11 protein-coding genes are annotated in these 16,000 nt (G+C 54.2%); 4 read left to right on the forward strand and 7 right to left on the reverse strand.

The features are described from left to right. The 4 genes from pepN to QK300_RS06110 all read right to left on the reverse strand — a co-directional run bounded on the left by pepN (window position 1) and on the right by QK300_RS06110 (window position 4,263). Window positions 1–2,667, reverse strand: coding sequence for an aminopeptidase N (gene pepN, locus QK300_RS06095; RefSeq protein ID WP_281300927.1), 2,667 nt, complete (start codon window positions 2,665–2,667; stop codon window positions 1–3). 107 nt (window positions 2,668–2,774) lie between these two features. Next, complete coding sequence (locus QK300_RS06100) at window positions 2,775–3,293, reverse strand: Hpt domain-containing protein (RefSeq protein WP_281300926.1); 519 nt, start codon at window positions 3,291–3,293, stop codon at window positions 2,775–2,777. After that, window positions 3,286–3,837: a response regulator gene (locus tag QK300_RS06105; protein WP_042084281.1), complete on the reverse strand. Its 552-nt coding sequence runs from the start codon at window positions 3,835–3,837 to the stop codon at window positions 3,286–3,288. The genes QK300_RS06100 and QK300_RS06105 overlap by 8 nt, the downstream gene beginning before the upstream one ends. A gap of 102 nt (window positions 3,838–3,939) precedes the next feature. Beyond that, on the reverse strand, window positions 3,940–4,263 hold the full coding sequence (locus tag QK300_RS06110; protein WP_281300925.1) for an Hpt domain-containing protein: 324 nt from the start codon (window positions 4,261–4,263) through the stop codon (window positions 3,940–3,942). Between the two features lie 116 nt (window positions 4,264–4,379). On the opposite strand from QK300_RS06110, the gene QK300_RS06115 reads away from it, so the two are divergent. Together QK300_RS06115 and QK300_RS06120 are read left to right on the forward strand one after the other, a co-directional pair. Then, window positions 4,380–7,184 carry a hypothetical protein gene (locus tag QK300_RS06115; RefSeq protein ID WP_281300924.1) on the forward strand — a complete coding sequence of 935 codons (2,805 nt, stop codon included), beginning with the start codon at window positions 4,380–4,382 and terminating at the stop codon, window positions 7,182–7,184. Window positions 7,185–7,477: 293 nt separating this feature from the next. Then, window positions 7,478–9,277 carry an acyl-CoA dehydrogenase gene (locus tag QK300_RS06120; RefSeq protein ID WP_281300923.1) on the forward strand — a complete coding sequence of 600 codons (1,800 nt, stop codon included), beginning with the start codon at window positions 7,478–7,480 and terminating at the stop codon, window positions 9,275–9,277. A 15-nt stretch (window positions 9,278–9,292) separates the two neighbouring features. On the opposite strand, the gene QK300_RS06125 is transcribed toward QK300_RS06120, so the two are convergent. From QK300_RS06125 to tpiA, 3 genes are all read right to left on the reverse strand, one after another. Beyond that, window positions 9,293–10,921: a CTP synthase gene (locus QK300_RS06125; protein WP_281300922.1), complete on the reverse strand. Its 1,629-nt coding sequence runs from the start codon at window positions 10,919–10,921 to the stop codon at window positions 9,293–9,295. Between the two features lie 138 nt (window positions 10,922–11,059). Beyond that, window positions 11,060–11,362 (reverse strand): preprotein translocase subunit SecG, encoded by a 303-nt coding sequence (gene secG / locus QK300_RS06130; protein ID WP_281300921.1) that lies wholly within the window; start codon window positions 11,360–11,362, stop codon window positions 11,060–11,062. Between the two features lie 173 nt (window positions 11,363–11,535). Then, the gene (gene tpiA, locus QK300_RS06135) at window positions 11,536–12,294 is read right to left on the reverse strand and encodes a triose-phosphate isomerase (RefSeq protein WP_281300920.1); all 759 of its coding nucleotides are present in this window, start codon (window positions 12,292–12,294) and stop codon (window positions 11,536–11,538) included. A 236-nt stretch (window positions 12,295–12,530) separates the two neighbouring features. On the opposite strand from tpiA, the gene QK300_RS06140 reads away from it, so the two are divergent. Together QK300_RS06140 and trpE are read left to right on the forward strand one after the other, a co-directional pair. Beyond that, entirely contained in the window at window positions 12,531–14,462 is a 1,932-nt protein-coding gene (locus QK300_RS06140) for a peptidylprolyl isomerase (protein ID WP_281300919.1), read from the forward strand. Beyond that, on the forward strand, window positions 14,463–15,998 hold the full coding sequence (trpE, locus tag QK300_RS06145) for an anthranilate synthase component I (RefSeq protein WP_281300918.1): 1,536 nt from the start codon (window positions 14,463–14,465) through the stop codon (window positions 15,996–15,998). It abuts the gene before it with no gap. Window positions 15,999–16,000: the final 2 nt, after the last annotated feature.

The raw sequence follows: 16,000 nt of genomic DNA on the forward strand, positions 1-16,000 counted from the left end.
CTATTTTTCGGAAATTGATTTTGTGAGAATTTCATAGACATCGCGCGACAGATCTTTATTGGCTGCCAGATCACGCAAAACAGAGGTCATCATCGCCGATCTTTTAGGGTCGAACCGCTTATGGGTTGATAAAGGCAGGATCAGGCGCGCCGCCGTTTGCGGATTAAACCGATCCACTTCGCCCACGATTTTGCCTAAAAAGCGATAGCCTTCGCCGCTGATATCATGAAAACGGAGCTGATTTCCCGCAGCAAAACTGCCGACCAGAGCCCGCAGGCGATTAGGATTGCGCAAAGAAAAGGCATCATGGCGCAAGAGCGATTTCACCCGATCCAGGCAATCCGGCCGCAAAGATAAAGCCTGCATGGCAAACCATTTATCAATGGCCAGAGGCTCATGCGCCAATCTGTTATAGAAATCGGCAAAAATCCGTTCACGCAGATCATCATCATCGCTATGAGACAGGATCCGCAAGGCCGCCAACCGATCGCTCATATTATCGGCTGTTTGATAATGCTTTAAGGCCGGATCGGAATCGCCGCCAAAGCACAGATATAGAAGGGCCACAGAGCGTAAAGCCCGGCGGGCTTTGTGTTCGGCCGTCAATTCATAAGGCCCTTTATTCGCCAATTGATCATAAAGGTCCCGCCATTGGCTCGCCAAACCCTCGGCCAATGCCTTTTTCAGATATTGGTGCGCTTCGTGGATCGCATCCACCGCCACCGGCGTCATCTTCTGGCCGATATAAGCTTCGCTCGGCATACTCAGGATTTCTGCGGTAAAAGCCGGATCGCGATCTGCATCCTTCAGGAGAGCCGCGCAGCTTTCGATCAGCTGAGAGACATCGGGCATCGGCTTTTGCTGCGAAATCGCCGATACGCCTTTCAAAATGGCATCGATCATCAGATCCTGACAGGCTTCCCAACGGGAAAATTCATCCTGATCATGGCGCACCAGAAAATGCTTTTGCTCATCATCTGCGGGCGAAGAAAGCTGCACCGGAGCACTGAATTGGCGCAAAAGGCTGGGCACCGGCTTTGCTGCCAGATCAGTGAAGCGATACACCGCCTCAGCTTCCTTCACATGCAAAAGTAAGCCCTTGTCCGTTTGGTCCGCATCGCCTTCGATCAATCGGGCCGCCATCTCCCCACCATTGGGGCCAATCAACCCCATTAAAACTGGAATATGCAGTGCAGCCTTTGTGCTTTGGCCCGGCGTTGGATTAATATATTGCTTGAAATAAAGGCTATATGTCTTTGTTTTATCGTCCCAATCTTCGTGCACATCAAGATGCGGCGTGCCGGCTTGGCTATACCATAAAGCAAAATGCGACAGATCTGCCCCATTGGCATCCTCCATGGCAGCGACGAAATCATCGCAGGTTACAGCCTGCCCATCATGGCGCTGCACATAAAGATCCATCCCGCGATGAAAGCCATCCGCCCCTAGAATGCGGTGCATCATGCGGATCAGTTCCGCCCCTTTATTATAGACGGTGACAGTATAGAAGTTATTGATCTCCATATAGCTTTCCGGGCGCACAGGATGCGCCATCGGGCCATCATCTTCCGCGAACTGATGCGCGCGCAGGATCCGCACATCCTGGATGCGCTTGATCGCGCGGCTGCCCTGATCGGATGAATATTCCTGATCACGAAAAACGGTCAGCCCTTCTTTCAAGGAAAGCTGGAACCAATCCCGACAGGTAATGCGGTTGCCAGTCCAATTATGGAAATATTCATGGGCAATCACCCCTTCCACATGATCAAAATCATCATCGGTTGAGATTTCAGGATCGGCCAAAACATATTTTGTATTGAAAATATTGAGGCTTTTATTTTCCATGGCCCCCATATTGAAATCGGAGACTGCGACGATATTGAAGATGGAAAGATCATATTCCAGACCATAAACCTCTTCATCCCAGCGCATGGCGCGCTTCAGGCTCTCCATGGCATGCCGGCATTTGGGCAGATCATGGGTGCGGGCATAGATATTGAGGCTGACATCACGGCCCGATCGGGTGGTGAAATGATCCTTGAGGCAATCCAGATCACCAGCCACCAAGGCAAATAAATAGCTCGGCTTTTGAAAAGGATCATGCCACAGGGCAAAATGGCGGCCATTGGCCAGATCGCCACTGTCCACAAGATTGCCATTGGAAAGCAGCACGGGATAAAGGGCTTTATCGGCTGTGATGCGCACATGGTAAATGCTCATCACATCCGGGCGGTCGAGAAAAAATGTGATATTGCGGAAGCCCTCAGCCTCGCATTGGGTGCAAAATTGCCCGCCTGAGCGATAAAGCCCTTCAAGACGGTCATTTTTTTGCGGTTCGATCTCAACCACTGTTTCAAGGGTGAAATGATCGGGCACCGCTTTGATGCGCAGGGTTTCATCCTGCCGATGCAGGCGATCTGCGGCCACAGGCTGCCCATCGAGGGTGATGGATAACAGCTTCAATCCGGCATCGCCATCCAGCACCAGATCATCCTGATCTGCCGCCAATTTCTGCAAAACCATGCGGCACTTGACCCGGGTGCCCTCTTCTTGCAGATCGAAATCCAGATCAACCTGCTCGATCCTGAAGGCCGGGGGCTGATAATCCTTCAGATAAATCGTTGGGCGGGTTTCGTTTTCGGCAGCAATCTGATCGGATGACATCATGAAATACACTCATAGGCCAAAGGAACCAAGCCCCTGACTTTTAGGCCCATGACCATCGACTGACAAGGCAAGCAGATAAAAAACCCCGCGAAACAGGCCTTTCAGACTCAAGCGCCTTTTTTGTAGGATTCGATGGCTTTTTGCAATGTGGCCGAAAGCTGCTGGCCCATCTCCCCGCCATCGCCTTTGATCCGGCCTTTGATCACCGCCCGCATGGCATCGATATGGGCTTTCACCAATTCCACCATGCGATCATTGATATCATTGCGAATCGTGGTGAAATTATAAAGGGAATCGGCAAAATCGGTGATCAGGGGAAAGCCGAAGGTGCCACCCTGCCCCTTCATATCATGGGCGATCCGGTTGATTTCCTCGAAATGATCGCGGCGATCTTCCGGGGTATCCACGCAGCGACCATGCTGTTCGGCCAATTTGGTGATCAAACCCGATACCCAATCGGGATAATCCTCGGCCATGGATTCAAGGGCTTTTTCAGCCGCTTCCAAAGCCTCAGCGGAAATCCCCCCCTTGCCCCCGGCCAGGCCATGGGTTTTTTCCTTCAACCGATTGCGAAAGCGGTAAAAGCGGACGATTGTGGGGGCTTTTTTTTCATTGGGATCAGCCACGCACTATCTCCACACCGGGGCTTTTATCGGTCAGATGCCGCCGATCTTCAAAGGGAATTTCAACCGTGCGCCGCCGCCTGTCGGGCCCGAAATAGGAGCGCGTATGAACGAATTGCCGCTGCCGTTCGATGATCGAAATCAGCTTATTGCCAATGGCATGGATGGTAAAAGGCTTGGCCAGAAATTCAGTGACCCCCATATCGCGGGCTTCATGCACCCTTTTGGGTTCGGAATAGCCGGTGATCAGGATGAACGGAATGAAGCGATCCGGGCTTTCCTTGTGGCGGCGCGCCCAGCGCAGCAGGATCATGCCATCCACCGGCGACATCTGCCAATTTGAAATCACGATATCCACTTCCTGCGTACCCGCAGCCATGGGGTCTTCTTTCACCTTTTTCAGGAAATGAATGGCCTCGCCGCCGTGATCCACGGCGAAAACCTTCCCCACCCCCAATATTCGCAGTGAATTGATTAAAAGGGACCTGATGAAAAGGCTGTCCTCAACAACAAGGACACATAGTTTTTCAAAATCATAATCAGCCATTGAAGCCTCGACCCACCCGAAGACAGTTCCGCAAAGCCTATGTAAGGCTGAATAACGTAAATTTTTCAATAATATTACACAGAAATGTCCAGGGTTCTGATCCTAAAGCAGAAAGGCCTTCAGCCGCGCAAATTCCTCGCGCATGGCCCTGATCAGAGAAAACTGCTCCTCAAAATCCGCCTGCTCGGCCTTTTCCGCCAGCTTTGCCAGTGGCCAGGCCCCCACGGATCTCGCTGTTCCCTTTAATCTGTGAAGCTGTTCCTTCCTTTGCTCGGATGTCGTATCATCAAGCTGATTAAGATATGCGGGCACATGATCAAGAAAGAGTTTTAAAACATCCGACTGCAAGGTCTTGTCACCGGATGTAAAATTGTCAAGATGGGCAAGATCAATGGGATCATCCCCGGATGGTTGAAGAGAAGACATGGAATGACGTTCCGGAATGCGAAAAGAATTTAAATCATGATGAAGGTCAATTCGGGCATCATGCACCTTCGATGACCCATTGAGCAAGCGTGGCAAAAGACCCATCGGGAAATAACATGAACGCCAAACTGGATTTCCAGCCACCCCCGCCACAAGAGGCGCAATCCGAAGATCTGGCCGAAGATCTGGCCGAAGATCTGGCCATTGATCAAGGCCCTGTGGCGGATGGTGAAAGAACGCCCCCTTTAAGGGATATGACCCCCTCGATTTCACGGGTGCGGCGGCTTTGGTCTTTTCTGCTGGCCTCGGCTTTAAGCCTGATATGGCTGGGTTTGGCAGCGTTCCTTGCCTGGGATAAGGGATATTTTCTGGGTGATGCACCTTTAGATATAGCCGCCATTTCAGCACTTGTGGGGGGGGTGTTTTCGCCCTTGGCCGTGGTGTGGCTGATCACGCTGGTTTTCCAAAGAACCGATCCCCTGCTGGAACATCGCCTGAATATCGCGCGCAATCTTGATCGTGCGCTCGCCCCCATCGAACATGCCGAAAAACGGCTAGATCAGCTTGTTGGCAAAATTCGTCATGATATGGATCATGTGGAAGCCGCTGTTGATCTGGCCGCCAGCCGAATCGATAGCCTTGAAGCGCGTTTTAAAAAAGAAGTTGCGGACTTATTCTCGGTCACCGCCGATGCCGAAGCCAAATCGGCCACCATCCAGAATGCCCTGCAGCGTGAACGCGATGCCCTTCTCGAAATCGAAGAACTGATTGGCCGCAGGCTATCGGGCGCATCGGATCTGGCGGATCGCTTTGCCGAGCGTATTTCCATGGCCACAGCCCATGCCGATGAGGATATCAACGAGGTGTCAAAGCGCCTGGATGCCCGGGCTGAAGATATCATCCGGGCGGCGGATCACAGCGTTGAACAGATCGCCGCATCAGAACAGGGGCTGTCGCGTCGCCTTCAGGCTATCGATGGGCTCTCTTTAAGCCTTGAAACCCGAATGAGCGCGATCAGCGAAGCCATGGATCAGCAGCTCGACCGTTTGCATCAGCGTATGGAGGGCCTGGATAAGCTCGATGGAAGCCTTTCCGAGGCCTTGGAGGAACGCCATGGTCGCCTGGCTTTTCTGGCGCAATCCTCAGAAACCGATGCGCAACGCGTGTCCGAGGCCTTGCAAAAGAACAGCGATCTGCTTTCAGACCGTGCCGAGCAGGCCATCGGTAAAACCGAAGAAGCGGCGCATCTGATTGAAAAGCAGGCGGCTGAGATTGCAGCCGTGATCACCGCCAGCATCGATCAGGCCCGGGATAATTTCAAAGCTTTGTCACAAGATCTCGCCGATCAGGCCCATGAAGCCGATCTTTTAACCCAGAAACAGGCGGAAGATACCCTTTCGCGGGTGAAAACGATGCTCTCCGGCTTTGCCGATGAGCTTAACCAGTTCGATCAAAAGGCCGATCAGGCGGGCAACCGGATCGCCGAAAGACTGGATCATCTTAAATCCAGCTTTGATCAGGAAGCCGGTGCCGTGGAAAATCGTGCCACCCGCAGTGTCGAGGAATTGAGCCGTCTTGCCACCATGCTGGCCGATCAGGCGGAAATGGTCGCCTCGGCGGCGGGCGATGCGGCGCGCAATATGGGTGAAGCCGGGGAGCGTATGGATGAACGCTCCGCTAATCTGGGTCAGGTTCTGGAGGATATGCGGCGGCGGGTGGATGATGTCACCCAAAAGCTGGAGCATGAGCGCGGCGCTTTGGCCGAGGCTTCAAAGGCCAGCAGCAGCACTGTTCTCGATGCCGCAGAACAATTCCGCAAACAGTCCGAAAGCTTGAGCCAGCAAGCTGAAAGCACATCCGCCCGCCTGAAGGAAAGCAGCCAGGGCCTGGGCGATGAAATCGAACAGCTCAAAGATCGCAGCAGCCAGACCGCCAATGCCCTGGAAAGCACTATCCGGCAATTGAAAAATGAGGGTGAAGGGCTGATGGATGTTCTGGAACGGTCATCCCAATCCCTGGGCCAGGCGGCCACGGCTTTTGGTGGCGAGCGCAAGCGGGTGCTGGACGATACCAGCGAAGCCGCCAGCCGCTTACAGGATATTGCCCAGATCGTCACCGATAAAGCCGCCCTCCTTCGCAATGCTGGCGATGAAACCGGCAATCGTCTTGATGAAATCGCCCAGCGCTTTTCCCATGCCGCCGAACAGATCATTGCTCTGGCCGCACGCGCTGAAACCAGCGCCAAAGACTCATCGGAAAGCTTCGAGCGCAATCTTTCGGAAAGCATCACCCGCAGTCTGGAAGATGTGGGAGCCTCGATGGAAAGCCTCAATAGCCTGTTTGGTCAGGGTGTTGCGGATATGGAACACCGGGTATCAAAGTCGATGAATGAAACCGTTATGCATCTGCGGCAGGCCGCCAATGACGCCGGTGAAGAAAGCGAACGCATGGCCAAAAGGCTGGCGGAACAAACCGATAAGCTGATCCATAAAGCCAATAGCTTCCTCAGCAAATCTGAAGAGGTGGAGCGCCGCCTGCTGGCAGCCTCCAGCGATGAATTTGTCAGAACATCGTCGCTTCTGGTGGATAGCCTGCATTCGGCTTCGGTGGATATCGATAAAATTCTTGATGATGATGTGCCCGATGAGGTGTGGCAGCGCTATCTGTCCGGTGATCGCTCAATCTTCTCGCGACGTGCGGTGCGCATGGCGGATCGGAAAACCCGCCAGCGCATCACCCAGATGTTTGAAAATGATCGTGAATTTCGCGATACTGTCTTAAAATTCTTCCGTGATTTTGAAGCCCTGATGGAACAGATTTCAACACGCGATCGCCATAGCGCCATGTCGGTGACCCTGATTTCATCGGATATGGGCAAGCTTTATGTCCTTCTCGCCCAGTCTTTGAAGAAAATACAGTAAGCTCCCAGTAGATATTTCTTTTTCGTCACCCCGGGCTTCTTTGATCTCACGCCAGTTCGCTGCGCTCACGGCTCCGATGGGGCGGCGCATAAGCGCCGGCGCTCAGTCGCGCTGGCTCTTTCTTTTCACGGCTCCCTTTTTTGCTTCACCCCAGCCGCAAACTCTATCGTCACCCCGGGCGGAGACCCGGGGTCCATTCTTTCCCATCCTCAGCAGAACCCCCCATTTGATCAGCTATGTCTTTTCTGATCCATCTCTATAAAATGGACAGAATATCAGCTTAGGAGTCGTTTATGGACCGCATCATCAATCGCCGGGATCTGGCGTTTCAGCTTTATGAAATGCTCGATGTTGAAAAGCTTAGCCACTATCCCCGGTTCAAGGATCATGATCGGGCCACCTATGAAGCGGTGATCGATGCGGCGGAAAAGCTGGCCATCGATAAATTTGCCAATCACGCCCATAAATCCGATGAACAAGAGCCGCAATTCGATGGCGATAAGGTCAGCCTGATCCCCGAGGTGAAAGAGGCGATCAGCGCTTATCTTGAAGGCGGGTTTCATCTGGCACATCGCGATGAAAGTGAAGGCGGGATGCAATTGCCTTTATGCATCAGCCAGGCCGTGGCCGCCATTTTTACAGGGGCCAATGCCGCCACCACGGCCTATCCCTTTCTCACCATCGCGGCGGCCAATCTGCTGACAGCTCATGGCGATGCATGGCAAAAAGAGCGTTTTTTAAAACCCATGCTGGCGGGCCGGTTTTTTGGCACCATGTGCCTTTCAGAGCCGCAGGCAGGATCATCCTTGGGCGATATCCGCACCAAAGCCGTGGCCAATGCGGATGGCAGCTATCAGATCAGCGGCACCAAAATGTGGATATCGGGGGGTGATCATGATCTGAGCGAGAATATCATCCATCTGGTCTTGGCAAAAATTCCCGGTGGCCCCGCCGGGGTGAAGGGCATTTCGCTGTTCATCGTGCCCAAATATCGGCTGGATGAACAGGGCCGAACTCTTGGTTCCAATGATGTGGCTTTGGCCGGGCTCAATCACAAAATGGGCTATCGCGGTACCACCAATTGCCTGCTCAATTTTGGTGAATCCGGCGCTTGTCAGGGCTTTTTGGTGGGGAAACCCCATCATGGGCTTGGCACGATGTTTCATATGATGAATGAAGCCCGCATCGGCGTGGGGCTTGGGGCCACCATGATGGGCTATGCCGGTTATCTTTATTCCCTTGATTATGCGCGCCAAAGGCCTCAGGGGCGCCCGGTTGATGCCAAAGACCCCGAAGCCCCGCAGGTGCCGATCATTGCCCATGCCGATGTGCGGCATATGCTGCTGGCCCAAAAATCCTATGTGGAGGGTGGCCTTTCCCTGTGCCTTTATTGCGCGCATCTTTTGGATCATGCCCAACAGAGCGACGATCCCAAGGAAAAAGCCGATCTGCTGCTTTTGCTCGATTTTCTGACACCGCTGGCCAAGGCCTGGCCTTCGGAATTCTGTCTTGAAGCCAATAAGCTGGGGATGCAGATTTTAGGGGGCTATGGCTATACCCGCGATTATCCGCTGGAACGCCTTTATCGCGATAATCGCCTCAATCCTATTCATGAAGGCACCAATGGCATTCAAAGCCTTGATCTTTTGGGGCGCAAGGTAATGGCCGATCAGGGCCGCGCGTTCCATATGGTGATGGAACGCATGGGAGAGGCCATCGGCGCGGCAATGAAATATCCGGCATTGGAAGAATTTGTTGCGGCCATGCAGGGCGCTGTTGATTTGATGTCGCGTGTCACCATGAAGCTGGTAGGTGCCGCCCGCGAGGGCAAGACCGAAAGCTTTCTGGCCAATTCCCATGATTATCTGCTGATGACCGGCCATATCGTGATGGCCTGGATGTGGCTGCGCCAAGCCACCAGCGCTGCTGCGGCGATCGAGCAGGCATCGGGTGATGAACGGGCCTTTTATGCCGGCAAGCTGATGACAGCGCGTTATTTCTTCCATCATGAATTGCCCAAAACCGGGCCGCAGGCAGCGTTTCTGGCGTCCCTCGATACCACGGTTCTGGATATGCCGGATGCGGGATTTTGAGGATCGTTTGGCTGTTTAAACCAATCGGCTCTGCTTTAAGGCGGCGCCGATGAAGCTGGCAAAAAGGGGATGCGGATCAAAGGGTTTTGATTTCAATTCGGGGTGGAATTGCACGCCGATATACCAGGGATGCCCGGGAATTTCGACAATTTCAGGCAGGCTGTTATCGGGTGAGGTGCCGGAAAACACCAGCCCCGCTTTTTCCAGATCCTGTTGATAGGAAATATTGACTTCATAGCGATGGCGATGGCGTTCGGAGATTCGGTCGGCCCCATAAATTTCATGGACATGCGATCCGGACTTTAACAAGGCGGGATAGGCCCCCAAGCGCATGGTGCCCCCCAGATCGGTATCCTGATCGCGCAGTTCGATGCCCGCTTCGGTCGCCCATTCCGTGAGCAGCCCCACAATGGGGGCCGCGCATTCGCCAAATTCGGTGGAACCGGCGTCTTTGATCCCAGCCATATTGCGGGCGGCTTCGATCACGGCCATCTGCATCCCAAGGCAGATGCCGAAAAAAGGCACATTATGTTCGCGGGCAAAGCGGGCGGCGGCAATCTTGCCTTCTGTGCCGCGATGACCAAAACCGCCCGGCACCAGAATGCCATGCACATCCTCAAGGCGATGGATGGCATCGGGCTGTTCAAAAACTTCCGCCTCGATCCATTCGATCCGCACCCGCACATGATTGGCGATGCCGCCATGGATCAGCGCCTCTCCCAAAGATTTATAAGCATCTTTAAGGCCGGTATATTTCCCGACGATAGCGATGGTCACCTCGCCTTCGGGATGGTTGAGATTGTGCACGATCTCTTTCCAGCCGCTGAGATCGATGGGGGGATCGGTGGGGATGCCAAAAACCTTGAGCACTTCGTCATCAAGACCTTCGGCGTGATACGCAATGGGCACTTCATAGATCGATGACACATCAAGCGCCTGCACGACTGCCGATTTGGCCACATTGCAAAACAAAGCGATCTTGTGGCGATCACTGAGAGGGATGGGATGCTCGGCCCGGCACACAAGCACATCGGGCGAAATCCCGATCCCGCGCAATTCCTTCACTGAATGCTGGGTTGGCTTGGTTTTCAGTTCACCCGCCGCTTTGATGAAGGGCACAAGGGTAAGATGGATGAAGCACGATTGCCCACGGTTTAATTCGGTGCCCAATTGGCGGATGGCTTCCATGAATGGCAGGCTTTCAATATCGCCCACCGTGCCCCCGATTTCACATAAGACAAAATCAATGCCAGCAGTTTCAGCCAACACGAAATTCTTGATCGCATCGGTAACATGGGGGATCACCTGAACCGTGCCGCCCAGATAATCGCCCCGGCGTTCTTTGGTCAGAATATCCTGATACACACGGCCCGAGGTGATATTATCGGTGGAACGCGAAGGCACCCCGGTAAAGCGTTCATAATGCCCCAGATCAAGATCGGTTTCCGCCCCATCATCGGTGACATAAACCTCGCCATGCTGATAGGGGCTCATGGTGCCTGGATCGACATTGAGATAAGGATCAAGCTTGCGCAAGCGAACGGAATAGCCACGCGCCTGCAATAAGGTTCCCAAAGCGGCCGATAAAAGTCCCTTTCCAAGGGAAGAGACAACGCCGCCGGTGATGAAGATGAAACGGGTCATGAACGCGCACTATTGTTAACTATTGGCAAAGCAACAGTTATGGATTTCAGGACAATCATGAAAACATCCCCACCAAAGCAGACTTTATACAAAAAAGCCCACAACAAGCAGGAAATGGCGTGGACCGAAAAACTATATTTATTCAGGAACAGGAACGCTGGGCGTATCCGGTTGCTGTTGTTCGAGCGGGGTATCATCCAGAACTGAACGATTATCTTCACCCTGACCCGCAAGAATTGCCAAAGTCAGGCTGGTGATCAGAAAACCAACCGCCAGAATGGATGTGGTCTTGGTCAGCAGATCAGCCGCACCGCGTGCCGACATCATGCCGCCGGGGCCGCCACCCATGCCCAATCCGCCACCTTCGGATCGCTGCAAAAGAATAACACCAACCAGAGCAATGGCGATGGCCAGATGAACAATAAGAAGAACGACTTGCATCTTATAAGTACCATGCAGATAAAATGTGGAACGCACCATCCCGGGCGAAACCCCGTTGGCGCATTGGCCGCCTGTCTAACGCAGACAAACGGCAATGACCAGCAAGAAGTTTATAGCGCCAGCGATGAACCAAAAGCCGATCCATGCAAAGGCGCCAGGCAAAGCCGCAATTTTCAACGCCTATAAGCATCGAGAATGGCATTGAAATCGCTGCTGTCAAGGCTTGCCCCCCCGACCAAAGCGCCATTGACATGAGCCACCGACATCAATTCACCCGCATTTTTGGGCTTCACCGATCCCCCATATAAAATGCGCATCGATCCGCCATCTTCAAAGCGCTTGGTGAGATAGGATCGGATCGCCTGATGCATCTGGGCGATATCATCTGTTTGTGGCGTGCGCCCGGTGCCAATCGCCCACACCGGTTCATAGGCGATGATGCAATTCGCGGCATTGGCTTTGTCAGGCACCGATCCTTCAAGCTGTTTTATGACAATCTCAAGAGCCGCCCCGGCATCGCGCTGGGCTAGGGTTTCCCCCACACAGATGATCGCCGATAGGCCCGCTTTATGGGCGGCCAGTGCCTTGGCCATTATCAGAGAATCACTCTCGCCGTGATCCGTGCGCCGTTCTGAATGGCCAATAATCACATGGCGAACCCCCAGATCGGCCAGCATCGGGGCGGCAATATCGCCGGTATGAGCCCCTTCATCTGCGCTGTGGCAATCCTGTGCCCCTATGGCGATTGTGCTGCCGGCGGTGATTTTGATGGCGGCATCGATCAGGGTGAAAGGCGGGCAGATGGCACAATCTGCCCTAGATGGGTTTGCGGCCAATAATGTGCGCAAGCGTTCAATCTGAGCAAGCGCGGACCTGAGACCAAACATTTTCCAGTTTCCGGCAACCAATGGCCTGATGGCTGGCTGAGACATAAGGAGGTTCCTTGCGTGATAGGCTGCTATCGGCAGGCTTTTTCGCCATTGATCAGCATGTTTGATGGGAAATCGGCCAAAAGATACAGATTATCCTTGCAGATATATCTATCAGCACCATAAGAAAACGCCAAGAACGGTCGATATTTGCAATTGAAGCTTCAGCCAGTACACTGCGCCTCAAATCAATGCCTCGATCATGCGGCTCCTTTATCATCTAGAGCGAGATAAAATTCATGCTCAGCGCCATTCGCAGCACTTTGGGATCATTTGTGGTTCTTGCCCTTCTGGGTCTATTGATTGCCAGCTTCGCCCTGTGGGGGATTCCCGATCTGTTTTCCAATACCGGTGGCCGCACGATTGCCAGTGTGGGCGATTCTGAAATCGATGTCGTGGACTTTGATCGGGCCTATAATCAGCGCCTGCGTCAGATCGAAGCTCAGATCGGCCAGCCGATCGATCGTCAGCAGGCTTTGGGTTTGGGTATTCCCCAGCAGGTTTTGCAGCAGCTCATTTCAGAACAGCTTTTCGTCAGTCATGCCCGCGATCTTGGTTTGCGCGGCAGCAATCGGCAGGTTGTGGATATTCTGCGCAGTGTTGAGGCTTTTGCCGGTTTTGATGGCAAATTCGATCGGCAGGCCTATGAAGAACAGATTGCCCGCGCCGGGCTCACGGCGGCTGAATTTGAAACATCCCTGCGCACTGATATTGTCAGGCGGCAGATGCTCCAAACCTTGGTCGCGGGCCGTCCGGTTCCCGATGCTTTGGCAAAGCCTTTGTTTCGCTTTCGCAATGAAGGCCGAAAGGCAACCATTCTCAGCGTTCTCGCCAGTGAAATCGGTGCTGTGGACGAGCCATCGGACGACGAACTGCAGGCGGTTTATGAACTGGAAAAATCCGGTTATATGACCCCGCCTTATCGGGCCATCGCAGTGGCGGAAATCTCACCGGCTTCGGTGGCCAAACCGGAAGAGATCACCGATGAAGAACTGGCCACCGCTTATGAAGAGCGTTTGGCGCAATTTCAGATCCCTGAATTACGCACGGTGGATATTGTTTCTTTTGGTGTGGATGACAAGGAAAAGGCCGAAACCTTTGTCCGCCGAATTGAAAGCGGGGAGGATTTCGCCAGCCTTGTCAAAGAAATGACCGATTTCAGCGTCGATGAGATTGCCTTGGGCGATGTCAGCCGTACCGATCTCGAAACCGATTATAATGCCCGGGTGGCCGATGCGGTTTTCGCCACAGATGAAGGGGCGCTGAGCCCCCCCGCCCAAAGTGTTTTCGGCTGGCATGTCTTTCGGGTGCGATCCATCACCCCGCCCCTTCATCGCCCCCTTGATCAGGTTGCCACAACGCTCCGGCAGGATCTGGCCGAAGAAAATGCGCTGGAAACGGTTTATGATATTTCGGTCAAGGCCGAAGACATGCTGGCCCGGGGTGTTGGGCTTCCCGAAATCGCCAATGAATTGGGGCTGACCTATGCAGAAGCCACTGTCTCACGCGATGGTCGCTTAGCCGAGGGCGGCGCGGTTGAGGGGGCCGTCTCACGGCATCTGGCTAAAGGCTGGGAATTGGCCATTGATGAGCCTGCCTTGCTTGAACCGAGCGATGATGGCGGCTTTGTGCTGGTGGATGTGGTGGATGAAATCCCGCCCCAGCAACGGCCTTTTGAAGATGTTCGCACCCAGATTTTGAATCGGCTGATCAATGAACGCAAGCTGGCGCAAGCCGGGGCGCAGGCGGAAAGCATTGCCACCGCCCTTCGCGCGGGCAAGGCGGCGGCTGATCTGGCTAAGGAAAATGATACCGGGCTTGCCTCATCCGATTGGGTGATCCGGTCTCGGGTCGATCAGGGTCAGCAGGTGGCCCCTGTGGTTGGGCGTTTGATGTTTCGGATGAATGTTGGTGAAATCAGTGTCGAACGCACTGCCAATGGCGATGGCTATGTCATCGTCAGGCTTGATGAGGTAAAGCCCGGTGATCCCGCACAGGATCCTGCGGCTTATGATGCTCTGATGCAGGATTTGGGCACCGCACTTTTAAATGATGCTCTGGTGCAGTATGAAAATGCCCTGCGTGCCGATCTGGGGGTTGAGGTGAATAGTCAACTGTTCCAGCAAATTGTCGATCCCGTTCAAGGCCTTCTGCCCCAAGGTGGTTTCTAGGTGCCGGACGAAACGGTTTCACGCGATGATGCCCGCTTGCTTTATGATCGCGGCATCCCCCAGATTCTGGCCACCCGCTTGGTGGCGGATCTGGAAACGCCGGTTTCTGCCTATCTGAAGCTCACCGGCGGCCAGCCCGGTAGCTTCTTACTGGAATCGGTGGAAGGCGGGGCCGTGCGCGGGCGCTATACGATCATCGGATTCGCCCCGGATCTGATCTGGCGCTGCCATGGCAATCGGGCGGAGCGGGCGCAGATCACCCCCGGCCAGCCCGCCCATTTTATGCCCGATGATCTGCCCGCTATGCAGGCTTTGCGTCGCTTGCTTAAAGAATCGCTGATTGATCTGCCTCAGGACCTCCCCCCCATGGCGGCGGGATTGGTGGGTTATATGGGCTATGATATGGTGCGCCTGATGGAAGATCTGGGCCCGGGCAACCCTGATCCCTATGGTCTGCCCACGGCCCTGTTTCTGCGCCCCACCATGATGGCCATTTTCGATCAGGTCACCGATCGCATCACTTTGGTTACCCCTTTGCGCCCGGATGCCGAAATCAGCGCCGATGCGGCCTATGATGCCGGGTTTTTGAGGCTGCAATCGGCGATGGAGGCGCTATCGAAGCCCCTGCCGATGATCCGGGCGAAAAACGGCAGCAAAAACGCGGCGCAGGCAGAGATCACCAGCCATACCGGCCTTGATCGCTATCGCCAGATGGTGGCCAGCGCCAAAGAGCATATGGCCGCAGGCGATATTTTTCAGGTGGTGCTCTCCCAGCGCTTTTCAGTGCCCTTCACCTTGCCGCCTTTTGCCCTTTATCGCACTTTACGGCGGCTCAATCCCTCGCCTTTCCTTTATTTCCTGAATTTCGAGGAAGCCGCACTGGTGGGCTCGTCGCCTGAAATTCTGGTCCGCGCCCGCGATGGGGATGTGACCATCAGGCCAATCGCCGGAACCCGCCCCCGGGGGAAGGATGCCACAGAAGACGAAGCCCTGGCGGCCGATCTTTTATCCGATCCCAAAGAGCTATCGGAACATCTGATGCTTCTGGATCTGGGCCGCAATGATGTGGGCCGGGTCGCCATCCCCGGCACGGTCAAGGTCACCCAGCGCAATCTGGTCGAGAAATATTCCCATGTGATGCATATCGTCTCGAATGTGACCGGCAGGCTTGATGAAGAAAAATTCGATAGCGTGGCCGCTCTGGAAGCCGGTTTTCCTGCCGGAACCGTTTCGGGTGCCCCCAAAATCCGGGCTATGGAAATCATCGATGAACTGGAAAGCGAAGGCCGGGGGCCTTATGCCGGGGCGGTGGGTTATTTTGCCGCCAATGGCAGCATGGATACCTGCATCGTTTTGCGTACGGCGGTGGTGAAAGATGGCGTCATGCATGTTCATGCCGGGGCCGGTCTGGTGGCCGATAGCGTTCCTGAAATGGAACATCAGGAATGTGAAAACAAAGCCAAAGCCCTTTTTCGTGCTGCCGAAGAAGCGGTGCGCTTTGCCCAGCTTCCCGGACATGGGCCAAAACTGGATTAAAT

Origin of the sequence: Iodidimonas sp. MBR-22, assembly GCF_029946565.1 — a bacterium.
Classification (GTDB): domain Bacteria; phylum Pseudomonadota; class Alphaproteobacteria; order Sphingomonadales; family Rhodothalassiaceae; genus Iodidimonas; species Iodidimonas nitroreducens.